Raw genomic sequence first — 23,894 nt, 5'->3', positions numbered from 1 at the left:
CGTACAGGGACCCTTGTCTCACACAGAGGCGGTCTTCTGAGCAAGCGCCAAAATCTTGAGCTTGGCTCGAGCTGCCGGAAGCTGAGTCAGGGGCCTGAATGCGGCAGGCGTTGCGCTGCTGACGTCGACTTCGGACGAATATATCGAAGATCTATCGTCAACGCGTATTGCGGGCATCCAACCACAGCGCGCACAAGGCGGAGTTCTGCTGCTGCGGAAGCCGCATCTCTGGGATTTCGCGATGAGCGATGGCAGCCCCTTTCATCGGCAATCCATAGACCAACTATCCGCTTCCCAAGGCCTCTCTACCACTGCGTGTTACATGGTGAACAACGAGGGCATCCGTCGCATTGGGCGACGGTGTTGCGTCGGATCGGACCGACGGCAGCACGCGCACGCCGCCGCCTCCCGCGCGTTCAGGCCGGCGCACATTAGTCTCCTCCCGCAGCGTCGCTGCGGTAGCGGCTGGTCGAGGTCTGGTAGTACTGCGCGCGGATGGCCGCCATGGCCTCGATCAACGGTGCCCAGGGCGCGGGAAAGCGTTCTTTGGCTATCACCCGATCCAGCATGCGCGTATGCCCGGCCAGCTCGTCGTTGAGGAACTCCACCACAGGCATAGCCGGATAGCGCTGCAGCAGCAGGATCGCCGCGTTGTCGGCTTCGCCGGCCGAGCTGTCCATGTCGCGTCCATGCAGATCGTTCTGCAGACGCCCTATCACGGAGATGAGCCGCAGGACCTGGCGAAACGCCGGACGCGCGCGCAAGGTCGCCATGTCCAGTCCCCACAGCAACGACAGGCAACAGAACACGTTCGCGTAGGCGATCGAATCGATGCCGTTGTGCAGGTACTCGGCGTAGGACCAGCGTCCCGCCCCTGCCGCCTGCGCGTGTCCGGCGCGCAGCGCCGCGCAGTAGCACCGAGTATCGTCGAGAAGCTGAGCATAGTCGCGACGATCGTAGGCGAGCGCGGCCAACGAAGCGCGCAGCACAGCGCAACCCTCGAATCCGGGGAGCGCGCACGGCACGCCCTGCCCCAGTGCCTGCTCCACCGCGGCGAGCTGCTCCGGCGCGATCAGGCCAAGGTCGTTGCAATCGTCGAGCCAGAACAGCAGCGCCAGTTCGCGATAGAACGCCACGGTCAGCGTTTCGTCCTGCGGATCGCGGCCGGTGCGGGCGCTGATATCGTGCAGGCTCGGGTGGATGCGCTGCAGGATGTACTGGCCGCCCCTGACCGCTTCCACGGCGTGCTCATCGGCGAACCCGGTCAGGGAACGCCCCCATTCCAGCACCTGCTGCAGCGCGCGTTCGGTCTGAATCATGGCGCCGCTCCTGTTCCCTCGGCCAGGACGCGCCGCCCCCAATGAAGCGCCAGCCACAACCCGGCGAGTTCGGCCACGCGCACGACCCGGGTGGGGCAATACAGTTCCTTGCCGATCCACAGCGGAGTCTGCGGCAATGCATGCGCCGCATGGCGGGCGAGCATCCGCTCCAGCGCACGCGCCACCGCCTGCGCAATGCGCCGCCGCCCTGCCGGCTCTTCGCTCCCGTCCATCACGTGCAACGCGAATAGCGCATAGGCAGTTTCCTCGAATGTGGACGCGCGACCGGCGCCCCAACCGCCGTCGTCGCGCTGCGCCTGCAGCAGCGCCGCCAGCGCGCGCTCGTCGCGCCACCGGGGCTTGCCTTGCGCCAGCGCTGCGACCGCATGCGCGGTGGGATACAGCCACGAAACGTGCCATTTTTCGTTGTCCCAGAGACCGTGCGGGTTGCGATTGGCCTCGACGTAGGCGCTGGTGCCGGCGGCGGGCTTTCCCAACAGTCGCAACGCATGCAGGGCATGGATGTTGGTCGACACCGAGGCATTGCGCTCGCCGGGGAAGGTGACGAACAGCTCGCCGATTTCGAAATGGCGCAACGCATCGAACGCCCGGTCGCGGCCTGCAAGGCGCAGGACGCACAACGCAACGGCGGTGTCGTCCGCATCTGCCGCGAAGTGCACGGCCGGGCCCAGACCGCGCACGCCCAGGCAGGCGTCGAGCTGCGCGACTATCACGCGCACCGCCCCGGCGAGCGCGGGATGCGCGAACAGACCGGCCAGATGCAAGGTGTACAGCGACCAGCATGGCTCGAACACATTGATCGGCCAGACGTTGGGAACGACACCTTCGATGCCGCTGCGCGTCGCTCGCGATGCCGCCTGCAGATACGCGTCGGCGCGCCCGACCTGCGGCGTGCTCCCCTGTGTCACGGCGTGCGCACGCCACGCGGCGGTGGCCGCCGGACTGATGCCGATGCTGCCGTCATCATCTGGCCATGCGGTGGTCGGCGACGCCCCCCAGGCTTCCCAGGAGTGCAGCAACGGATGGCCGCTCGGCAACGTCGCCACGGCCCCCAGCTTGACCCGCGCTTGCCGCAACGGCAACAGCGCCGGGTGGCGCGGAAACGCCTCGCCGCCCGGCAAGGATGCGGCCTCGTCGCAAAACCGCGGCAGGATGAGCTCCGCGCCGATCGGCGCGTCGTCCGGCACCGCATGCGCATAGGGATCGGGCTGGCGCTGGAGGAACCGCGTTGCAGCCTGGACAGCGTCGGCAGCACCGGGAAGAGAGTCGACACGCTGCAAAGCCAGCAACGCCGCCCACGTCGGCGCATGACGGAACAGCGGGAAGTCCGCGCTTCCCCATCCGCCATCGGCCTGTTGCTGCGCGATGAGCCACGCGTATGCGTCCTGCCGACCGGTGACGTTGCCGTGGAACTGCAGAGCTCGCGCCGTGTCGTAGACGGATGGACCGACGCTGCCGCCATCGCGCATCTCGCTCAGCAGGTGGCGCAATTCGGAAAGGATCTGTTCAGCCAGCGCGTTCACGCGGGATGTTCCTTCTGCAGACGGTTGACGGGGAACCAGATCGGGCAGACGCCGCGCACGTCGCCGCAGGCCCGTCGCGGCCGTGCTGGGCAACCGCTGCGATCGGCGCCGCGGACTCGGACACAGTGCAGCATGCACCGCTGCCGCCGGCCGATCGCAGCGGCACAGGGCCGACGCCATGCGGACGGGTGCGCTCATGCGCATGGCGCGTGCTTGAACAGATACGCGTTGGCCCGCTGCAGGATCTGCGCCAACCGTTCCGCACGCGGCCCCAACGGGGCGACGGCCTCCCCCGCGTCGCGCAACAGATCCAGCACGAACTGGCGCGCCGCCTGCAGCCCCATGATCGACGCGCAGGTCGGCTTCCGCGCCGCCGCGTCCTTGCCGGGGGTCTTGCCCAGCGTCGCGGTATCCGCTGTCGCGTCGAGAATGTCGTCGATCACCTGCAACGCCAGGCCGAAACAGGCGCTGTAGCGATCGAGCGCACAGTACAGCGCAGCGTGCGCGGCATCCTCCGCGATGGCGCATAGCGCGCCCATGCGAACGGATGCGCGCACTAGCGATCCGCACTTCATCCGGTGCATCACCAGGATCCTGTCCAGCTCGACGTGCTTTCCAACCAGCGACAGATCCATGGCCTGCCCGCCCGCGGCACCCTCGGCGGACACCGCCTGCGCCAGTTCGCGCACGAGCGCGATACGGTTGTCGCCCGGCGCATCCAGGCTCGCCAGGGTCAGGAAGGCGTGCGCCTGCAGAGCATCGCCGACCAGGATCGCGGTGGCTTCGCCGAACTTGACGTGCACGGTCGGAAGGCCGCGGCGAAGCACGTCGTCGTCCATCGCGGGCAGATCGTCGTGGACCAACGTACAGGCGTGCATCATCTCGATGGCGGCACCGACGTCGTCGAGGATGTGCGCCGGCGTGTCGGCCAGTGCGCCGGCAGCCAAACAGAGCAAGGCGCGCGTGCGCTTGCCGCCATGCAAGGTGGCGTAGCGCATCGCCGCCATCAGCTCGGTCTCACCGTCGTCTTCGGCGCCGAGAAGACGCGCCAGCGCCTGTTCGACCCGCTTTGCGCCGTCCTGCATCCAGATCTCGGGCAGCAGCCTGCCGGATGCGCCGCGCGCCTGCGCGCCCAATCCGCCGTTCGCGGAAACGCCAGCTCGGTCGTCGTTTGGCGTGGAACCGGTCTGCATGTTGTTCATGTCCTTGTACCTGCCAGGAGACGGCCACGGCGAGCGGCGAGCCGCCGCGGTGTTGCGGGCCTCGCACCGAGCGCGCGGGCCGAGTGCAGCAATGCCGCGCGTCGCCGGCGCCGCTGCCTCACCCCACGGGGCATGCGATGCCAGCTCATGAGAATCCGATGCGGATAGTCATGGACGGATGTGCGGTCGGATAATAGCGCCGGCCTTTTTCGACGCCGCTCAGCAACCGCGGTCGCACCCCGGCCTCGTGCATGGTCAGCGCCAAGGCGATACAGAACTGCACCAGTTCCAGCCATGCCAGGTGGTAGCCCATGCAGACGTGTGGGCCGGTACCGAACTGCAGCATGTCCACCGGCCGGATGGGTTCGGTGCGTTGCAGCCACCGCGCCAGCCGAAACTGATCGGGCGCCTCGTGCAGCAGCGCCGAGGTCGAGAAATGCAACAGCGGGATGCACAGATCGGTGCCCGCAGGAATGCGCCGTTGGCCGAGTCGCAATTCACGCAGTGCGCGACGCACTAGGAGCGGCGTCGGCGGATGCACGCGCAGCGTCTCGCGGAACAGCGCCTCGGCGACCGGACACTGCACCAGGTCCGCGTGCCGGGTCGGCACCCCGCCTACGCGTTGCGCCTCCTCGACCAGGGCGTCCCACAACCCAGGCTGCCGCGCTAGCTCGATCACCATCCAGGCCATCGTCGAGGCGGTGGTGTCGTGACCACCAAGCAGCAGCAAGCGGATATTGGCGACCAGAACGTCATCGGAAAGCGCATCGTCGCTGCGATCGAAGGCGCTCACCATGTCGTTGATCAACCCGGTGCGCGAGGCATGTTCGCGCGCGGCGCGGACGAACTCGCGCAACCGCGCATCGATCCAGTCGCGGGCGGCACGGCCGCGCCGCAAGGGCAGTCCGGGCAGGTCGACCGGGGGCGCGACGATCAACTGCAGCAGTTGCCGGTACTTGCGATGCCATCCCGGCAGGTCCTGCGCGGGGATTCCCATGAGACTGAAGATGAGCTTGAGCATCAGATCGCCGGTTTCGCGCAGGATGGTGACGTCGCCCTGGTCGCGCCACCTCTGCACGCGCGCCCGGATGACAGGCGCGAACAGCTCGCCGATGCCGGCTTGTGTCAGCCCCTTGGGCAGAAGCGCCGCCTGGATCGCATCGCGCGCCTGCCGGTGCGCGATGCCGTCCTGGGCGACCAACGTTCCGCCAAACAATTCGGGCGCGATGTCTTCGATCAGCGCCGAGGACACGTCCTTGTGCCGGAGCAGTGCGAGAGCATCCGGATCCATGCAGGTCATCAGGTGGCCGACAGGGCCAAAATCCAGCCAGAACTGGCTACCCAGCGTCCGTTCCGCGCGCCGCAGCAGGCGCGGCAGGTCTCTGGCGACGGCGGGAAGATGCCCGACCAGCGGGAAAGCGCCGGGCACGACCGGGATGTCGTGCCGCAGCCGATGCCGACGGTTCAGCGGGTTGAGCAGCATGTCCATCAGCAGCGCGGCGCCGCGTCCGCTTCGGCGGTCTCGCCGGCAGGCCGCGCGGCGCGGCTGTTGCCACCGTCGGCGTATGTCGGCACATGCGCCAGCATGCCGCCATCGATGCACACGACCTGGCCGGTGATGAACGCAGCATCGTCCGAGAGCAGGAACGCCACCAGCGCTGCCACATCCTCGGGGCGGCCGACGCGCGGCAGGAGCTGGTGGCGCCGCAGATGCAGTTGCATGCACGCGTCCAGCTTGGCGAGGAGTCGCTCAGTCATGATGAGACCCGGCGCAACCGCATTGCAGCGGATCTGGGCATGACCGTACTGGGTGGCGAGTGAGGCCGACAGCATGTTCATCGCCGCCTTCGACGCGGCGTAGGATGTCAGCGCGGTGTCACCGCTGAGCCCCTGGCACGACGACATGTTGACGATCGCGCCACCGCCGCGGGCGATCATCCGGGGGATGGCCTGCCGGCAGCAGAGCAGCGTGCCACGCAGATTGGTCGCCATGGTCTGATCCCAGACCGCTAGGTCCAGCTCAAGGATCGCGCGGTCGCGCGGGGTCAGATGCATCGCGCTCGCGTTGTTCACCAGCAGGTCGACCCCACCAAAGTGCCGCTCCGCCGTCTCGAACAGCGCTGCCACCGCCTGCGCATCGGCGATGTCGATCGCCAGGGCGAGCGCGTGGCCCGCTTCGGCCGCGATCTGCGCGGTGCAGGCGATAGCCGCCGAGCCCTCAATGTCGGCCACCACCACTCTGCCGCCCTCGCGCGCGATGGCGAGGGCGCATGCCTTGCCGATGCCGGCGCCGGCGCCGGTCACCACGGCCACTTTGCCTTCAAACCGTCCCATCGTGTCATCCTAGATTGTGCTGGTCTTTCGCGGCATGCCGCTCGGCCTCCGCTGGAGAAGGCGCAGGGTCGGCACTGGCGCGCTCGCCATCGCCAAAGTCGCTTTCGATGACCCGAATGGCGGCGACCGGGCACTGGCTGGCCGCGAGCCGCACGGCGGCGTGCAGCGCCTGCGGGACCCTCGCCACGCACACTTCGGCCACGCCGTCCGGTTCGCGCTGGCGAAAGGTGCCCGGCAGCGTCAGCACGCACTGCCCGCTGGTTCCGCACAGATCCTGGTCGACTGTGACGCGCATCTCAGCTCCCCTGCGCATGCAGCCGCACCGGCAGCGCGCGGAACGTCCGAAGGAAGGCCGAGGGCTCCCGGGTCGGCTGCTCGGCCAATGCCAGCGTGGGGAAGCGGGCCTGGATCGGCGGCAGGCTCTCGGCCAACTGCACCCGGGCCAGTTGCGCACCGAGGCAGAAGTGAATGCCGTGGCCGAAGCTCAGCATGATCTTCCCATCGGTCGACATGCCTGGACTGGTGCCGTAGAACCGCGCGGGATCGAAGCGATCGGGATCGGCGAAGGCGTCCGGATCGCGATTGCCGGACGCGATCAGCACGCGCACGTCCGCGTTCTTCGGGATCACCACGCCGCCCAGTTCGATGTCACGCTGGGCGATACGCGGAATGGAGCTGAACATCGCGGGCGCGTCGCAGCGCAGGACTTCTTCGACGAATGCCTTCACCCCCGCGGCGTCTGCCTGCAGCCAGTGCCGCTGTTCGGGATACGCCAGCATCGCCAGGACCGCATGGTCGATGGTCGCAGCAGTGGTGGCGAAGCCGCCCAGCAGCATGCCCCACAACATGCTGATCAACTCGGCATCCGACAGCGTGTCGGCATCATCATCATGTGCGCCGACCAGCATCGACACGATGTCGTGGCGGGGATCGGTGCGCTTGCGCTGTATGAGGCAGCTGAAGTAGGCCTGCACTCTGGCACTGGCCTCGTCCGCCGCGGCGAGTTGGGGATCGCTGGCGTGCGGGCTCAGGCCTTCCAGAATGCCGCCGATGCCGGCGGCGAGCCCGAAAATGTCGTCCTGGGGCATGCCAAACAGTTCGGCGAAGACCAACATGGGCAAGGTCAGCGCGAATTCCCGATGCAGGTCCACCGCCTCCCCGCGCTCCAGCGCGGGCGCCATGCGGTCCAGTCGCGCAGCGACGATGCGCGCTATGCTCGGCCGCAGGTTGTCGATCTGGCGCATGGTGAAATCGCGCGAGATCAGCCGGCGCAGACGCGTATGCGTCGGTGGGTCCTTCATCGCAAGCGTGGACGCCAGCAGATTGAGCGACAGGCTTCTCGCCGCACGCGGGAAATAGCGCGCCAGTTCGCCAGGCGCCGGTCCCCGAAACGCATCGCCCGTGGCCTTGAACGCCCAGGAGATATCGGCGTGGCGGCTCAACAGAAAGAGGCCCGACGCCGCGCGATGCACCGGATCGTGCTCGCGCAACCACCGCATGAACGGATACGGGTCGTGGATGCGGGTTGGCGACGCCAGTTCGGCGAAGGCGTCCCGGCATGCTGCCGTGGTTTCTTGCACGTTGATGGTTACCTGTTGGCTGGCTGATCTGACGGGCGCGCGCCAGGCGCGCCGGCAGTTGCGGAGAAGATCGCGATCCGCGGCGCATCACCAGAGCACCGGGAACTCCTCGAACCCACCAGTGATGATCTCCTTGCGCAACTTCAGTTCTTCGGGCGCTACGGCTAAGCGCAGCGCGGGAAAGCGCTGGAAGATCGAACCGAACACCACCTTGAGTTCCAGCCTGGCCAGCGCCGCGCCGATGCAGGAGTGAGACCCGGAAGAGAACGCCAGGTGCGGCTCTCCGTCGCGCCGGATGTCGAAGATTTCCGGGTCGACGAAATGGCGCGTATCGAACGACGTCGCCGGCAGGCCGACCAGCACCTTGCTTTCCGGGGGAATATGCACGCCCGCGATGGTCACATCGGTCCTCGGATAGCGCATGATGCCGTCCCAGCCCGCGCCCGGCGGGTACATACGCAGGATTTCCTCCACCGCCTTGTCCACCAGCGATGGATCGCCGACCAGGCGTTCGCGCTGTTGCGGATGGCGGAACATGGCCAGCAGGCCGAATTCGATCTGCGCGACGGTGCTCTCGTGGCCTGCCACCAGCATGCCCGCCGCCAGGCCGATCGCCTCTTCCTCGGTCGCCTTGCCCTGGTCAACCGCCGCGAGCAGATCCGTTAGCAGATTGTCGCCCGGATCCTGGCGCTTGTCCCGCATCTTGCCGCGAATGTAGGCGCGCAGTTCTTCCCAAGCCAGGCGCGACGCGCTGCGCGGGCCGCTTTCATGCTGGTGCGTCATCACCTCGTCGGACAGCCCGGCGAACAAGGCGTGATCCTCGTAGAGCACGCCCATCAGCGCGCTGATGACCATGGCCGGAAGGGGAAATGAGAGGTGGCGCCGCAGGTCGGCGGGCTGGGGCTGGGCCGCCAACGTCTCGAACAACTGCGCGGCGATCGCCTCGACATGCTGGGCGAGCAGCTTCACCCTGTGGTTGCTGAAGGCCGGTGCCACGATCGTGCGTAACCGGGCATGCTCGCCCCCCTCGTGCGAGACCAGCCAGCCCGGCGAACCGAGAATCACCGAATCTGGGGTGAATGCCGCCGGCGGCATTCCCGCGGGCCGGAACGCCGCGTCACACAGCACCGCCTTGGCCTCGTCGTAGCCTGTCACCCACCAGCCTTCGTGCCCGGACGGGAAGCGCACGCGGTGGATCGGACCGTTGGCGCATAGCACCAACATCTCGGGCGAGGGCTCGATGTGATCGACGCGCCACATCGGCAGCGTCGGCAAGGGTTGCTCGGACATGGTGGCACTTCACTCTCTGAGCGATGGAAGGGCGGAAGGTGACCGGCGGGCGCTGCGGGCAGCGAATGACGTAAAACGGCATGTAGACGACGTCCTCCGCGGCGATGATCAGCGCTAGATCCTCCAGTCGCACGAACAGCGCGGGGACGGCGCATCGCAATTGCAGGCGGGCCAGCGCAGCGCCCAAGCAGAAATGCGGCCCGTGGCCAATCGACAGGTGCGGGTTGTGCCGGGTGACATCGAACCTGTCGGCATCGCCATAGATCGACTGACCGCAGGGATTGGTGAAGGAGGTTCGACCGTACCTGTCCGCCAATATAGCCCCCGGACCAGTCCCACACCGCCGGTGGCAGTTTCACTCCGGGCTCAAGGTTCGCCGTTTTGGTTGCACCGCTTGCGACGGGCGCAATTTTTGCGGCTCCCAAAAGAAGCACTCTAGATCGCATCCAACACTTGCCTGCATTTTCTCGGTCAACACCGAGCGCCAAGTCACTGCCACAGCAAACCGTCGGAGGGGACCAGACGCGAACGCGGCGGTCGGTCCCCGAAGACGATCGCAGTGCGATTGGCGACGATGCCGTGAACAGAGCAAATCGCGTGCCGAAGTGAATTCGCAGGCTCAGCAGACACTTCGTAGCGGCGCGTAGTGTCAGGTTTCTGGCATTGAGTCTCAATGTCGACAACCGGCCCAGCAAGTGCCCGACAAAGGCCTGCTCTCGCGCTGAGTATGCGGGGCAGCCCTTGCGCGAATTTCAAGCATGCGGATTGGCTGCAGCAGGTGTGGTTCGCCGGAAGCCACTCCGATGTCGGCGCTAGCTATTACGGAAAACGAAGCCCACCTCTCCTAGCGGTTGCGCTGCGCCAGCCGCTCGGGATCCTCCTGGCCGTAGGCCGCTCCGGTCTGGCCTTGCACTTCCAGCTCCATCAGTAGCTGGGCGGCAAGCCGATCATCTCCCGCCGCAGATCCGCATCAGGGGTCTTCTCCACGAGCGTCCGAGGTTCATCATCTCGTCGGTCATCGGTAGTTCCTCCAATCAGCTTGGTGTCAACAACCCGACCCTACCCGCGAATCGCCGGACCACCGGCCAGCGCGGACCTTTGGTCCCTTCGCCGGACGCCGAGCGGGGCCAGGCCTTCTTGGGAAGGCTCTGCGCGATCGCGGAGGCGGTGCCGGCGACAGGCTGCTGCTTGCCCCAGGAACGAACACGTGATTGTAAGAACCCCAGATCATAGCCTTTTCCCGCCTTGCGCAGCAGGGTTTCGATCTCACCTGTGCCATACACGCTGTCCGCCGCCGCGAACGAGAACGGCACCTTTGCGGCGACGGCGCGAGCGACCATTCGACGCGCGATCTGCGGCTCCGTCGCAAAGCCCACATCGCTCGGGACATGCGCCGCTTTCAGGCGAGCGGGGTCGTCCGTCCATTCATTTGGCAGATAGAGCGCCCGGACTCGTTGTTGCCGGTCGTCTTGAAGGTGCCGATGGTCGCCATGGTAATCCTCCTTGGCCTCTGTTTTCCGAGCCCGCACTTTGCGGCCTCGATGGTGATCGACAGGCCGGAGGCGATCGACGGCGCACCCCGCAGGGGCTCGACAGCAAAGGAGTAACTTTCTTGTTTCTCGAGGAATGACGGCGCAGGCGGCAGGGGATGAACGTTGTGACGCCTCTGTTGCGCCTTCGGCCAGATCCACCGATCGAAGAGGCCACTTCGTGCGCTCGATCCGAAACAGAGTTGACATCAACGAGAACGTGGCGATCCTCGCGTCCCGCAAAGACCGGCGAGAAACCGGATCTCGGCCGGATGGCTACGACGAATCAAAACCTCCGCGACCGCACTCGAGCAATACGCCCGCCAAGTCGAGTCGGCCGTACTTGTGATCCGCCGCTATTCGGTCGATCGCTCACGACATTCACCACGTATCTGCCTCACTGCGGTCGAGCCGCGGCGCTGCACTGCCCTGAATGTCACCTCAAAAAACGATGACGGCGTGCGCTCCGGCTGCGTGATCACGTCAACCTCACGCGACGGAACGTTATCAGCCCATCGGCCAAGCCTTGCCCGCCTGGTCCGGGCGCGGTCAGTCGCCGCCTCTGCATGGGCAAATCCGTCCACAGCATGGCGTCTCAGATAATGTAGCCGCTTGGCGAGCGATCACGGTGCGAAGCAGGCAATTTCCTGTGGCCTGCGCCCCGTACGCATCCTGTCAGAATACAAGCGCGCTTCATGTCTAAAACCTGCCTCCAACTGTCTTCGAAAGCCACGTTGCGCCAAAGGACACGAGCATGCCCCTTCTACAGTGCTGGCCCAAATCCTGCACCGCCTCTCCGCGTCAGGGCGCGGCGGCAGCAAGATGGGAGTCGTGTTTGGGCCTCGATCTGTCAATCGACAATGTGGTTGCCGCACCGGAGGTCGCCTGTCTGCACCCCGCTGGCGGAACGCAGGACGCTCCTGCTTGCCACGGCCTCGCGCGGCTGACGGTTGCTTGCTCACCCTGAAGAGAGGCGTCAATACATGGTCGATGAATTGGATCTGCGAACCTTCACGCCACATCCGCAACGCGACGCCGTGCTCGGCGAAGTGCACGCGCGCCCTTTTACGCGCCTTGTTTCGCCATTCAGCGTGATCCACTTGGCTTTTCTTGCGCAGGGTGAGGCGGCCACAAGCGATCGCTGCCGCTTTATCGATTTTTGCCTCGAGCGCAATCTTCCGCCACCTGAGCAATCGGCGAAACTTCATCAGATTGTCATCGGGCCCGCTATGCTACGCTGGGAGCAGCATTCGGAATTCACAACATTCACCTGGATCTGGAGTAACACAAATGCTTCCACCGCAGACCGATTTGACAAAGTTGATGGTACCGTCCGATCGCTGATCCGCGCGTTGCGTCAGACCGGACAGTTGCTGGTCGCGATCAGGCTAGAAGTGGAGCAGGACGCCTCGCCGACCAGGCGCGCCGAACAGGTTTTTGACAAGAACAGCCTGGCCATGGTTGCCACAAAGAGCGGCGCAGGCGTTGCCGCCTCAGACTTCCGCGTAGACGAAAAAGGCTTTACGAAAATCCTCGTCTGCGACCTCGGATTGACGTCGCACGATCTCGGAGCGCTGGTGCAACGGCTCCTGGAGATCGAGACCTACCGTCCACTGGCGCTGCTTGGCCTGTCGGCGGCCCTTGAGCTTGCACCTTCCGTTGATCGCATCGATCGCCGGCTTGTTGAGGCGCTCGAAAAAATGCAAAGCGGTGAGGGGCTGCAGTTCAACAACCATCTTCTTGCTGAGCTGACGGCGCTGGCCGCCTCCTTCGAAAAAGGCGCGACCGGCAGCCTGTTTCGCTTCGGCGCCAGCAGGGCCTACAACGAGCTGGTCCAATCGCGACTGTCCATCATTGAAGGCAACGATGTCTCGGGCTATCCAACCTGGTCGTCGTTTCTGGCGCGCCGCATGGCGCCCGCAATGCGAACCTGCGCGACCGTAGAGGATCGTCAGGCAGCTCTGTCGGTCAAGCTCGCGCGTGCCGCCGATCTGTTGCGAACCCGTGTCGACGTCGAAATCGAACGACAACATCGTGACCTGTTGCAGGCTATCAACGAGCGCGCGAGACAGCAACTTCGGCTGCAGTGCACGGTCGAAGGATTGTCGGTCGGGGCGATAGGATATTATGTGGTCAGCTTGTTTAGCTATCTTGCCAAGGGCGCGCATGACGTCGGACTGCGAGTAGAGCCCTCGTTCCTGACCGCAGCCTTCGTGCCGATCGCGGTCGGCGTGATCTGGCTCGTGAGTTACAATGTCCGAAAGCGACACCTCAAGCACGACAACGCGCCCTCGGTTGCTTGCGACTGAAGCTCCTTAAGGGAACCGGTGCGTCCATCCTGCGAAGCTCGCATGGTCGGTGAGACGCCGCCGCAAGATCGCAGCCGGCTCCTGCGCAAGGTAATGCCCCGCCCGGACTAACCGGGCGAGGCATTTTTGGATCCGGTCAGTCGCCGTTGCGACGGCCGGGGCGGGACCAGATCAGGCCACGAGACGCTGTTTACCTCGCTGGCCCAGGCCGGTCCATGTCGAAAGTGGCGAATACATGAATAGCTGCTTTGTGAGGAAGCGGTATCTCAAGCTGGTCCGCCAACTGGTTAACGCCGACATAAGCGCGAAGCGATATACCTTTGCGCGCGAGCCGCTGATGGCGTGGTGCGAGGACAACCACGTGGATTATCTGTTCGGGTTCGCCCGCAACACGCGGCTACTCGCCATGATCGCGGACGAACTGACGGCGGCCCAGGCTACGGCCGAGAGGACCGATCAACCCGCACGCCGCTTCAAGGACGTTCAGTGGAGCTTCAAAATGAACGCCTTCTGGGCGCCCGAAAACTTCGAGCCTTCATCGTTCTTCGCTCCTCCCGGCCTGGGAAATCGCGAAAAACTCTAACCAAAAATGGTCCGGTTCGCCGGCGGCCTCAGATCACGTCGGTGAGCTATTTAAGGCTCTTGATAACGAGCGTGCCAGGACTTTGCGGTTTTCTGGAGTGTTCATCATCGTCGCGTGATTGCCTGGAATCGGTGTGGTATCAATGGCCGCTGCACTCAAAACCCTGTCCCAGCCTCGCATCGGCGAGCTCATCTCTGGAGCTATTGAGCTCTTGTCTAGTCGTGCGCGACAACTTACGAAAGAATCCGTCGCGTAAAACTGATGTACCTCAATTGGCAGCGACGGAGCCCGATATAGCTGCAGCGCCCTTTGAAACTGCTCAATTCTCTCGTACATCAAAGCATCATTGTGATCCGGAGGTATAGCTCCTATTTGATGAGCCTTCTCAAGTAGTTGAGCAATTGAACTGTGCCGTGCAAAGCCGCTTTAATAGTTTAAAGTGCTCGTCCTCAAGGGGTTCAAGAGTTTCCAGCACCACTTCGCATACCATCTGGGTGGGCGTCATGCCGGCTGGCTTTGCGGGTAGCCTAACATCAATGAACGCCATAAATGAGACAGTTTCATTGAGGCTCAGTAAGTGCTCGGCTATGGCGTAAGCCAATATTCCGCCTGATGAGTATCCAGCAAATCGATATGGACCCCGGGACCGTATCTCCCTGATCGCCGGAATGACTTGCGAGGCTATCGCTTCAAGAGTTGGTGAACAAACTTCACTGAAAGAAGGCCACGGTAGACCATAGATTGGACAGTCCGCGTCCATTTCCTCCACCAAGTTGAGGATATAGGAACAATCTCCTAAGCCTGTGGGAACAAAGAACAGCGGCGGCCCGGGGCGATCGGCGCTGGGCGACGATGCGGCGAGGCGCAATGTGTATCCGTCTGGTCTTTAGATGTAGATGTCGTCTAAATGACGTTGCAGTGAACGCCAATGCGCCCCGCGTGTCTGAACTCGGACACCGTGAACCAGCGAGACTTCACTGCCAGTATACGATCCTCAATCGCTATGATCGCCGCCACTCTAGAGATTGGTCTAAAGCAATGAGGAAGATGCATTTATCGAGCACGCACCTGCATCGATAGCCGAAACAAGAACGGCATGATGTTTGCCTCACCTGGGGGGACTCTTTCATCAACATGCTCATTCCTACCCTTCTCTAAGGACAGCGTCCGGAGGATTCAGCGCCAAACTCTGTTCGGAGAACTCTTTTGCTATCGCAAGGCGCTCGGCAGACGGGAAGTCGTAGTTGTCATTCGCCGGATTAAAGAGTTGGCGCAGCGCCCCTTCCATCCACAGCTCGCAGTGTTTGTCGACGCGCATCCCGAACAAATTGACTCGTAACCGGCAAACGGTCTGCAAGACGCGCACTTTTTCGAAGCAACGGATCCGCATGGAGCACGCGGAAGCTAAACTCACCCGGCATTAGGTGTTTAGTCCCGGCATCTGCTGGAGCGGATTGAGCTTGAATCGTTCTGGCTGGGATGTCCAGCATTTGCAGATGTATTCGTAGGGCGTGAGGCCCTTCAGGGTCTTCATCCGCCAGATAACCGCGCTCGACTAGAGCGATCGAACATGAATGAGGCGGTTGGCCTTACGGCGCGCGTGCGAGTACTTCCACTCGACCGAATGGCGCGGTGCGCCTGCGATAGCTCTCGACGTCCACCTCAACGATGGTAGGTTGGTGAACGAGGCGATCGATGGCGGCGAGCGTCATGGTGGGGTCGCCGAAACAAAAGTCCCCCTATTCGTAAGCGGGTCGTGTCTCACGTCACGATCACGGACCCGCATCATTTTCTGTTTGAGCACCGGCTGAAGTATCGAAGGAGCGTTCGGGCGCGGTCCAGCCTACGTCTCCTCCGGAGTGCAAAACCTGGACCCTAATTGAATCGGAAGTTCTTGGCCGTTCATGGGTGCTGGGACTATTGACGGAGGTAAGCGATTCAATGCAAGCCAGACGGCGATCCTTGAGAGTGTGTCGTCGCCGCTTTCAGCGGGAGGCCATGACGGCTGAATGCCGGAAGGAGCTGGCGCTCGTTGGCTCTACCGTTTCCGTGCGAATCAACCGTCAGAGTAGTAGCTTCAGCTTCAGAATATGGAAAAGACACAGCAGCGAGACGTCTCATAGCAAGCTGCAACAAGTTGAGCTGACGTATCAAGTCTCAGCCCAATCTATGTGAGCAAATTGTCGTTATCGCGCGCCGGGCCAGTCTGGTTCGTGGGCAGATGCGGCTTTATCTGAGCCCACCGCTTGTGGTTGAGCCAGAACAGCCCTTTGCGCATCGAAGTCTCCGCCGAATCAACTCGGTGCGAAGGAATCAGAGTTCGCTAATTAGGTACAGACCTAGGAGGCGCCGGCCGAGCGATGGCTCATTACCGGCGCCGCTTTTCAAGGCGCTGGTCGGCATGCGAGGTCTGTGCCGACTTCCCTTGCAGCGCGCTGCCTGAGTATCGAAAGGTCTTCAGCCCACTGCCACTTTGCCTCCACTGAGAAGTTCTCAAAGCTGCCGAGGGCTGCACGAGCTGATGTTAGTCAGCGTTGGTGAAAGTAACAACTGACGAGCAGATCGTGCTCCACTTCACCCACCATCGACAAGCCGCCGATGTGCATAGATGTAGATGAGCGCATCCTGGCGAGCACTTTCGATAGGAGTGGCGGGCCCATGTCCGCCGTTGAAATCCTCATAGTAGAAATACGGCTGGCCAAGCGCACGCAGCCTGGCGGCTGCCTTGCGGCCGTGTGCTGGATGTACGATGTCGTCGTTAGTCGCGCTGAGAATGAACGGAGCCGGATAGGTTCTGCCTGGCACCAGCTTCTGATAAGGCGAGTAACGCTGGATCCATTCGCGTTGGTCGGGAATGGCGGGATCGCCATATTCACCCCTCCAGAGCGCGCCCAATGTCAGCTTGGTGAACCGAAGCATGTCGAACAACGGTACTTGCGCGATCGCTGCATTGAAGAGATCGGGGCGCTGGGTCAGCGCGGTTCCCACCAGCAGGCCTCCTTGGCTGGCGCCGAACACTCCCAGCCGGCCCGGACTAGTGACCTTCCGCCTGATCAGGTCCTCCGCAACTGCGATGGCGTCCTCCCATGTGCGCTGCTTCGATGCTCCTTGGGCAGCCTCGTGCCAGTGCCGCCCTAGCCCGCCGCCGCCGCGCAGGTGCGCGACGACATATGCGTTGCCCTGTTCGAGCCAGAGTCGTCCCATGACCCCATCATAGGACGGCAGCTCGGGAAGCCCAAAGCCGCCGTAGCCATAGAGAAGAGTAGGAAGTGAACCGTCGAGACGGGCGTTACGGGGCCGCACCAAAAAGTAAGGAATACGCGTTCCGTCGCGCGAGGTCGCCTCGAATTGCTCAACGACATGTTGAGACGCGTTGAAGCTTTCACGCGCGACCTTCAAGGACTCAAGGTGTTCGGTCTCGGCGTCAAAGTACCAGAGTGATGTCGGCTTAAGGTAATTGGAGACGGTGAACACTACTCGATCGGAAGCATTGGAAGCGGTTGACAGGCTGACATCCGCATTCTCTGGAAGTGCGATCGACGTGACCCGCCAAGCGCCGCGGTCGTACCTGTAGGTGAATGCCTTGCCCTGAAGATTGTCAAGGACTGTGAGTATCAACAAGCTCTTGCTGATGTGGAAGCCGCGGAGTTCCTGTCGAGGCCCGGGCTGAAAGACAAGCGAAGGCCTGGCATGCAGCGGATCCCGCTTCCATTCCGCCAAATCATACGAGATTATCGAGCCGGCCCTGAAGCCGGCGCCACCGAACGGCGCCCAATCTTCATCGAGGTCATTATCAAGTTTAACGAGCAGGCGGCCAGCGGTGATGCCGCCGATCTCCGCGCGCTTGGGCAGACGGAGCTTGATTGGCCCCTTGGGTCCCAGGAGTATATACTCCCGCTCATCGCAGCTCGTGTATCGTACGGCGCCGGTCGCATGGACCGCGCCCTCATTGTCTCGCAGCACGAATGGCTCAACCCTATAATCGGTCCGTTCGCCGCGAAAGACCTCGCGTGCTTGCGCGAGCGGCTGAGAGCGCTTGACCTCCTTCAAGACGAAGGGATGACCGGCACGTGTCATGGTGCCTTTGCCCCAATCTCGCGCCACCAGAATAGTATCGCGGTCTACCCAGTCGAAGTCCTGCTTTCCCTCAGGGAGATTGAAGCCGGTTTTGACGAAGGCCTTCATATCTTGGTCAAACTCGCGTACAAATGCAGCTTCCCTTCCGCCATCGAAAAGTTTGACCAAGCACAGCCGCTCTTCGGGCTGCAGGCATCTGGTGTCTCCGTTAAAGACCCAATTCTTCTTCTCCTTCGCAGCTAACGCGTCCACGTCCAGAATAGTTTCCCATTGCGGCTCTTTGGTGCGATAGCTATCAAGCGTGGTACGACGCCAGACGCCGCGCACGTGCTTCTTGTCTCGGGTGAAATTGTCTAGGCCGCGCCGTCCCAAGGAAACCTTCGGGATGTCGTCTTGGGCGTTCGTGATGGCGAGCGCGTCCTGGCGGAAGCGCTCATAGCGCCAATCCGATTGTAGGATCTGTAGTGTCTTACGGGTCTCGCTGCGAGCCCACCTCAATGCGCGCGGCGCCTTCCTCTTCTCAAGCCAAAGAAAAGGATCACCTGCCGGCACGCTGGCCACTAAGGCATGGGAAAACGCCGGGGAGAACAAGCAAGTCATGGAGAGTGATGCGGCGAGGAGGAGCGACTTATTTAGGGGCATGTCCTGGACTGGGTTGGCCGGCCAAGCTCTTGCGAACTGGACGGAAGCTACGAAGGGTTGGATTCGGTCTCAAAGAGTCACATGGGAGATCGCGTCTGCGACTTGCCTGAACTCAGCAAGAGGCGGGCCAATCAAAGCAGATGGAATCTCCAGTCGCCCGAGGCAGAGAAGCACCTGAACTTGGTTTCAAGCACGACAATCCCACCAACTTTGTCGGTATCGTCTCAAAACGGCAGTCCCGGCCTTGTTAAGCACATAACCCGGAAGGCTCCTTGCAATTCAGTCGGCGATAGACTTCATCGAGACCGATATTGGGTCACGCCGGAATACAGACGGTCAGCAGTTCACGGAGCTTGTTTTGCGCGGCCACCTCGATTGAACCAGCTTGGTTTTGAAGCCGAACGGGCGCAGACTGGTCTAACCAATAGCGTTCTTGGTTAGGTTCATATGGTCCAGATTAAGGTGCCACACCGTGTCGGGCAGATGGGAGCGCGTCGGATCTATGAAGTGCTCAGGGATCAGATCCTAGGGCGCGTATACGGCTCGAATGGCTCGCTGCCCTCGTCCCGCGCTCTCGCCGAAGAGCTGGGAGTATCACGCGGGACGGTGACGGTCGCATACGAACAATTGGCGGCTGAGGGATTCATCGAGACCCGCCATGGCGCCCGCCCACGGGTCGCAAAGGCTGTCGTCGGGACCGGGCGCAAAGGCACGAAAGCACGGTCGTCTACACGCAAGGCACGAGTCTCGCGGTATGGTGAACGTTTGCGACAGGTCGTCGCACGCTCAACCGAGCAACCTCGTAATCTCGTTGCCGACTTTCGCTATGGTGATCTCTCACCTTTGGACTTTCCCGTACTAGCATGGAAGAGAGCCGTAACCGCTGCGATCACGCAGCGACCCCGAACCTTGACTTACGATGATCCACGTGGCTCGCTGCGCCTGCGGACGGCACTACAGGGCTATCTCTGGCGTTCGCGGACCGTACGATGCGAGATCGATCAGATCATCGTCGTCAACGGGTCACAGCAAGGGCTCGATTTGTGTGCTCGGCTGCTGCTTGACGCTGGAGATCGGTTCGTCATGGAAGATCCCGGCTACCCTATGGCGCGGCACATCCTCTCGGCGACCGGAGCTATTGCGGTGCCAATTCCGGTCGACGCAAACGGGCTGGACACGGCGAGGCTTGCAAGGGCCGAAGCTCGTCTCGCTTACGTAACGCCCTCGCACCAATTTCCACTTGGCGGTGTCATGCCGATCGGGCGGCGGCATCAGTTGCTCGCCTGGACCAAGAAGGTTGAGGCCTACGTGATCGAAGACGACTACGATAGCGAGTACCGCTACGACACGAAACCTGTGCTCCCGCTGCACGCTCTCGAAGAGAGCGAGCACGTCATCTATCTTGGGACCGTCTCCAAGACACTCTCGCCTACCTTGAGGATCGGCTATGTCGTGGTGCCTCCTGAACTGCAGTTCGCGTTCAGCGCCGGCAAGCAGATCATGGACCGGCACACATCTCTCATCGAGCAAGAGGCACTAGCGACGATGCTCGATGCGGGCGCCTACGACAGCCATGTCAGGCGCATGCGGCGGCGCAACGACGAGCGCCGGCGAGCCCTGATCGAGGCATTGCGGCGGAGATTTGGCGACCGAGTCCGAATCGAAGGTGACGCTGCCGGCTTGCATCTGGTCGTTTGGTTCGACGATCTGCCCAAGAAGTCCGAAGCAGCATTGATCGAAGCAGCCCGCGCAAAGGGGGTTGGCATCTACCCCATCTCGCTCCTGTACGATCAACGTCAGCCGGACCGCCGGCGCGGACAAAACCTCGTCGGGCTCATCTTGGGTTATGCTGCGCTGGAGGCTCATCAGATTGAGCGTGGGTGCCAGCTCCTGGCGCAAGCGAGGGACCAGTTTCGTTCACGGTGATAACTGCGAAACAACTGGACCAGCGAAATCGTGACGAACTGGCCTTTCTAAACGTAGCAGGCTTGGGCTATTCCGGAGCGGAGAACGGAGAACCGCTATGTACGTGCCCCCCGCCTTCCGGGATGATAACATCGAGAACATCCGATCGACCATCAGCTCCGCACGCTTGGCGAACCTAATCACAGCCACGGCAGAAGGGCCGCTCGCAACACCACTTCCGCTATTCCTGGACCCGATGGAAGGCGAACGGGGAGTCCTGTACGGCCACCTCGCCAAGGCCAATCCGCAATGGCGCGCGGCTCCGATCGGCGAAGCCCTGGCCATTTTCATGGGTCCGGAAGCTTACGTGACCCCCTCATGGTACGCCACCAAGCAGGAAACCGAAAAGGTAGTGCCGACATGGAACTACATCGCCGTCCATGCTTACGGTCCGGTTGAGTTCTTCGAAGATAACGAACGTCTGCTTGATGTAGTTACCCGATTGACGAACATCCATGAGGGCTCACGGGTGACACCTTGGTCTGTCAGCGACGCTCCGGCAGACTTCATCGGCGCCCAGCTGCGTGGGATTGTCGGCATCCGCATTCCTGTCACCAAGTTCGAGGGCAAGCGCAAGATGAGCCAGAACCGTCCTCTTGCCGACCGTATCGGTGTCGTCACCGGCCTTGCTGCGAGCCAAGAACCGCGCGATCAGGAAGTCAGCATCATGGTCCCAACGCTGGCCTGAGCCACGACGCTTCAGACCGCAACGCCAGGCCGACCTGTGTTCGGGTACCAGTTCTTCATTTTTCCTGGCAGCGGCGATGCTCGTGGCCGGCACGCCGGGACCTCGCATCTTCTCTATCGTCGCGTGAACGCTTGCTGGCTGCAGGGGTGAAGGTTTGGCGTCGAGCTTGGGTCTAGGGTTTCGGTGGGCTTGTTCACGTACCGGCTCGCGCCGCCTGCCTCACCGGCCTCGTCATGGCGAGCGCGGACGCGTCAAAGCGGCCTGGTCTTATAATGCCAGCAATTGCACCTACACCACCCAAGGCGCCATCGGTGGCACGTCATCCTATGGCAGCGTACCAAGCTTCACCAAGCTCGCCAGCGCGAAATTCCTCTCAATCGTTGGGATCGCCGTATCTGGTAGATGCCAACGCGACGCTACACTGATGGACTCTACCCGTTGAAGATCGCCGCCAACTTTGGTGCGCGTTGACGAACGGACCGGCCGACCTCAGGGAAGGGTTCTCCAGCGACTTTGCGATACCGCGGAGCCTTCCGATCGCCGCGTCAAGCTCTTCGATCAGATCTTGCCGGTTTTCTTCTTTTCTCGCGTTCATGGTCTTCAATTGAGCGCTGACCTCCTCGCAATGCCTGGACGGCAACCTGGGGGCCTGCTTTTGATGGTCCTGGGAGTTGTCTTAAGCTCGAGCCGCGTGCTGCGACGTCGTGTTGAGCCAAGTAGCCGACGGGGCTGCACCAGCGGTATAATGCCCCAGCCGCAGGGCTGATTCGTGGCTAGGACCAGTCTACTCGCATCCATCGCTGGCGGATGCTCCCTCTCTAACATCGGCGGCACGCCTTGTTCGATTTAGCTTCCGCTCGGATCGGCGGCCTTCCTCAATCGCGCACGTGGTGGTGCTCGCAGCCGGTGGATGGTACCGCCTCCGATCTCGCAACCGCAGTTGACTTCAACAACGTCGAAGCCGGCGGGGTTATGACAGCAAACCTGCCACATGCTCCTCGTCGCCGACGGCGCTAAGGACATTCAGTTGAAGAGCCGCCCAGCATCGGGATGATGTTTCGCGGGGAGCGCCCGCGCGTTGAGCCTAACCCAAGACCAGAGACAAATCTGAACCAACGCCCTGGATTGACCAACAAATATTTTGAACCCGCGTTTTGCAAGCTCACGTCGATGTTTGGAGAGCGCTTGGCCCGAAGCTCTCAAGTGAAAGCTGATACGCCGCGATGCGGAACTTAGTTCGGGGCTGCTCAGCTGCCAGGCCGCCTGAGTGGAGTTGCTCATGAGTACTGAGCGAAATCCCGACGCTGTGATCCTGTTGTTCGCGATTGCCGTGATCGTCGCCGCCTTCGCGGCATTCGTCACGACGTTTGAGCGGGTTGGGAGCACCACAGCTGGGGGCGAGGCTCCCTCCCCGACCACGGGGCTGGGCAAGCCTCGCCGCCTCTTGAGCGGGCACCCGGCCAATCAGTAAGGAAGTAAGCACCCCACCTGAACCGACAAAAGGTGTCCAACCTTGTGCTGCGGCATCAGACCCGCAACCTGGCCCAAGTCGACCGACTTTCGAACGAAGTGACCCGCAACGACGACCCCTCTGGTGTCAACGGGTCCTTCCACGTTTACACTGCCCTCTTTTTTAGCTTGTACGATCCTACCTCCGATTGCATACTCTTCCCGTTCTCGCCTGCATATTGTTTCAATAGTGATTGTTCGAGGCAGTAATGAGTAACCGAGGTCAAGTTTACAACTATTCGGCTATTCTGCGTCAGCGGGTCGAGGGGCTTATCGCACTATTTGGCGAACTGCAGGCGCTCCGGCGACGCCTGCGAGCCGCTAACGCGAGAAGGATTGGTCGGCGTATCCAGAAGGCCGCGCGGAGAAGAGTTGTTCGGCGGTGATAGCTACCGTTCAATGCAACGATCGCCCGTCCCCGCTTCGACATTGATACGAAGCCGGGTCAGGTCGCTTCACGAGCAGCTGCCGTCTGCAGCCATTGGCCGGAACACCGAAGCATTGGAGCAACAGTTTCCCGGCACTTTGACCAGTGCGCGATTCTTAATTTGCGCCGCGTGGGCGACTCAGACCCGCTCTCTGTACGAAGCAGACAGAATGGGGCGGGGGAATGATTGTACGCGCGGCGGCCATTGTTGCGTTGCTGCTGATGCCGCTGGGGTCCGAAGCCTTCGCTTCGCGTCACCACAGGCCCACAACTCGCATACCTTGCAGCGAGGTCAGATATTACGTCGCGAAATATTCGGCACCGGTGGCATCGCAATCTCACCGCGTGCCGAAGCGAGCGGCGCTTAAGATGGAGAGCATCCCCAGCATCATCAGCAGTGCGCCGAACCAAGTTGCCGTCCGGCTCGCCGCTTGTGCTGAAGCGCGCTACACTGGGCAGGATACCTGACGCGCCGGTGTGACGGAAGAGTCCAGGCGACGGTATAGCCGAGTGGCCACACGTACAAAGGTTCCGCGCGTCTGCGCTTACTTTGGCGCTGCTTTACACGAACATTCGACTAGGATGACAGGCTCCTTTCGGATGGGACTGTCATCATGCGGTACAGGGTGCTCGTGGTGGACAGCAGCAGGCGAGTGATATGCGCCGCGAAGCTCGACTGCGTCGACGAGAAGGCTGCGAGATGTCGGGCCGAGCAAATGTATGGCGAGCACGACGTTGAGCTTTGGGAAGGGGATCGGCTCGTTGCCGTCTTCCCAAGTGCAACGTCGAATGAAGATCGAAGCGACCGCTTGTCCTGATTAGAGTCCGCCACGCCGCCGAGTTTGGGCGTGTACTCATTGCGCGGCCGAACGATGACGCCCGATTACCCAGAAAAG

Annotated in this window: 16 protein-coding genes and 4 pseudogenes; 5 read left to right on the top strand and 15 right to left on the bottom strand. The window is 62.4% G+C overall.

Translation table 11 applies throughout. The annotated features are described in order from the left end of the window. Positions 1-431 precede the first annotated feature (431 nt). From ABIA45_RS37815 to ABIA45_RS37770, 10 genes and pseudogenes are all read right to left on the bottom strand, one after another. A complete protein-coding gene (locus tag ABIA45_RS37815) occupies positions 432-1,319 on the bottom strand; it encodes a hypothetical protein (protein WP_036008413.1) in 888 nt (295 codons plus the stop codon). Continuing rightward, a complete protein-coding gene (locus ABIA45_RS37810) occupies positions 1,316-2,863 on the bottom strand; it encodes a hypothetical protein (protein ID WP_036008415.1) in 1,548 nt (515 codons plus the stop codon). Before ABIA45_RS37810 ends, ABIA45_RS37815 begins: the two co-directional genes overlap by 4 nt. Before the next feature lie 194 nt (positions 2,864-3,057). After that, entirely contained in the window at positions 3,058-4,056 is a 999-nt protein-coding gene (locus tag ABIA45_RS37805) for a polyprenyl synthetase family protein (RefSeq protein WP_036008452.1), read from the bottom strand. Between the two features lie 154 nt (positions 4,057-4,210). Next, positions 4,211-5,554, bottom strand: coding sequence for a cytochrome P450 (locus ABIA45_RS37800; RefSeq protein WP_036008417.1), 1,344 nt, complete (start codon positions 5,552-5,554; stop codon positions 4,211-4,213). Next, on the bottom strand, positions 5,554-6,399 hold the full coding sequence (locus ABIA45_RS37795; protein ID WP_036008420.1) for an SDR family oxidoreductase: 846 nt from the start codon (positions 6,397-6,399) through the stop codon (positions 5,554-5,556). The genes ABIA45_RS37800 and ABIA45_RS37795 overlap by 1 nt, the downstream gene beginning before the upstream one ends. A 4-nt stretch (positions 6,400-6,403) precedes the next feature. Next, positions 6,404-6,694 (bottom strand): ferredoxin, encoded by a 291-nt coding sequence (locus tag ABIA45_RS37790; RefSeq protein ID WP_225156284.1) that lies wholly within the window; start codon positions 6,692-6,694, stop codon positions 6,404-6,406. Position 6,695: 1 nt separating this feature from the next. Beyond that, positions 6,696-7,985: a cytochrome P450 gene (locus tag ABIA45_RS37785; RefSeq protein WP_036008460.1), complete on the bottom strand. Its 1,290-nt coding sequence runs from the start codon at positions 7,983-7,985 to the stop codon at positions 6,696-6,698. 81 nt (positions 7,986-8,066) lie between these two features. Continuing rightward, on the bottom strand, positions 8,067-9,269 hold the full coding sequence (locus tag ABIA45_RS37780; RefSeq protein ID WP_036008462.1) for a cytochrome P450: 1,203 nt from the start codon (positions 9,267-9,269) through the stop codon (positions 8,067-8,069). Positions 9,270-10,119: 850 nt separating this feature from the next. Beyond that, positions 10,120-10,288: pseudogene (locus tag ABIA45_RS37775) on the bottom strand (IS256 family transposase); the annotation flags it as partial. A gap of 69 nt (positions 10,289-10,357) precedes the next feature. Further along, positions 10,358-10,717: pseudogene (locus tag ABIA45_RS37770) on the bottom strand (transposase); the annotation flags it as partial. 1,064 nt (positions 10,718-11,781) lie between these two features. Between ABIA45_RS37770 and ABIA45_RS37765 the strand changes: the two are divergent. Beyond that, positions 11,782-13,107, top strand: coding sequence for a DUF3422 family protein (locus ABIA45_RS37765; protein ID WP_036008464.1), 1,326 nt, complete (start codon positions 11,782-11,784; stop codon positions 13,105-13,107). A gap of 235 nt (positions 13,108-13,342) precedes the next feature. Continuing rightward, on the top strand, positions 13,343-13,690 hold the full coding sequence (locus ABIA45_RS37760) for a transposase (RefSeq protein WP_036008476.1): 348 nt from the start codon (positions 13,343-13,345) through the stop codon (positions 13,688-13,690). 385 nt (positions 13,691-14,075) lie between these two features. Here ABIA45_RS37760 and ABIA45_RS37755 read toward each other — a convergent pair whose 3' ends face one another. The 5 genes and pseudogenes from ABIA45_RS37755 to ABIA45_RS37735 form a co-directional block, all read right to left on the bottom strand. Beyond that, complete coding sequence (locus ABIA45_RS37755; protein ID WP_081494549.1) at positions 14,076-14,558, bottom strand: thioesterase domain-containing protein; 483 nt, start codon at positions 14,556-14,558, stop codon at positions 14,076-14,078. Positions 14,559-14,834: 276 nt separating this feature from the next. Further along, positions 14,835-14,978: a hypothetical protein gene (locus ABIA45_RS37750; protein WP_157784027.1), complete on the bottom strand. Its 144-nt coding sequence runs from the start codon at positions 14,976-14,978 to the stop codon at positions 14,835-14,837. A gap of 132 nt (positions 14,979-15,110) precedes the next feature. Then, a pseudogene (locus ABIA45_RS37745) lies at positions 15,111-15,227 on the bottom strand (IS481 family transposase); the annotation flags it as partial. 91 nt (positions 15,228-15,318) lie between these two features. Then, positions 15,319-15,417 (bottom strand): annotated as a pseudogene (locus ABIA45_RS37740) (ATP-binding protein); the annotation flags it as partial. Between the two features lie 847 nt (positions 15,418-16,264). Then, positions 16,265-18,367, bottom strand: a complete 2,103-nt coding sequence (locus tag ABIA45_RS37735; RefSeq protein WP_404655423.1) for a prolyl oligopeptidase family protein — start codon at positions 18,365-18,367, stop codon at positions 16,265-16,267. A gap of 489 nt (positions 18,368-18,856) precedes the next feature. On the opposite strand from ABIA45_RS37735, the gene ABIA45_RS37730 reads away from it, so the two are divergent. The 3 genes from ABIA45_RS37730 to ABIA45_RS37720 all read left to right on the top strand — a co-directional run bounded on the left by ABIA45_RS37730 (position 18,857) and on the right by ABIA45_RS37720 (position 22,533). Further along, positions 18,857-20,335 (top strand): PLP-dependent aminotransferase family protein, encoded by a 1,479-nt coding sequence (locus ABIA45_RS37730; protein WP_036015987.1) that lies wholly within the window; start codon positions 18,857-18,859, stop codon positions 20,333-20,335. 97 nt (positions 20,336-20,432) lie between these two features. Beyond that, on the top strand, positions 20,433-21,062 hold the full coding sequence (locus tag ABIA45_RS37725; protein ID WP_036015989.1) for an FMN-binding negative transcriptional regulator: 630 nt from the start codon (positions 20,433-20,435) through the stop codon (positions 21,060-21,062). Between the two features lie 1,279 nt (positions 21,063-22,341). Continuing rightward, the gene (locus tag ABIA45_RS37720; protein WP_157784126.1) at positions 22,342-22,533 is read left to right on the top strand and encodes a hypothetical protein; all 192 of its coding nucleotides are present in this window, start codon (positions 22,342-22,344) and stop codon (positions 22,531-22,533) included. The last annotated feature ends 1,361 nt before the right edge of the window (positions 22,534-23,894 follow it).

It is taken from the genome of Bradyrhizobium sp. USDA 336, from assembly GCF_044908355.1.
GTDB lineage: Bacteria > Pseudomonadota > Alphaproteobacteria > Rhizobiales > Xanthobacteraceae > Bradyrhizobium > Bradyrhizobium yuanmingense.
Note: the sequence above shows the minus strand (reverse complement) of the source record. Positions and strands in the feature narration are given on the sequence as shown.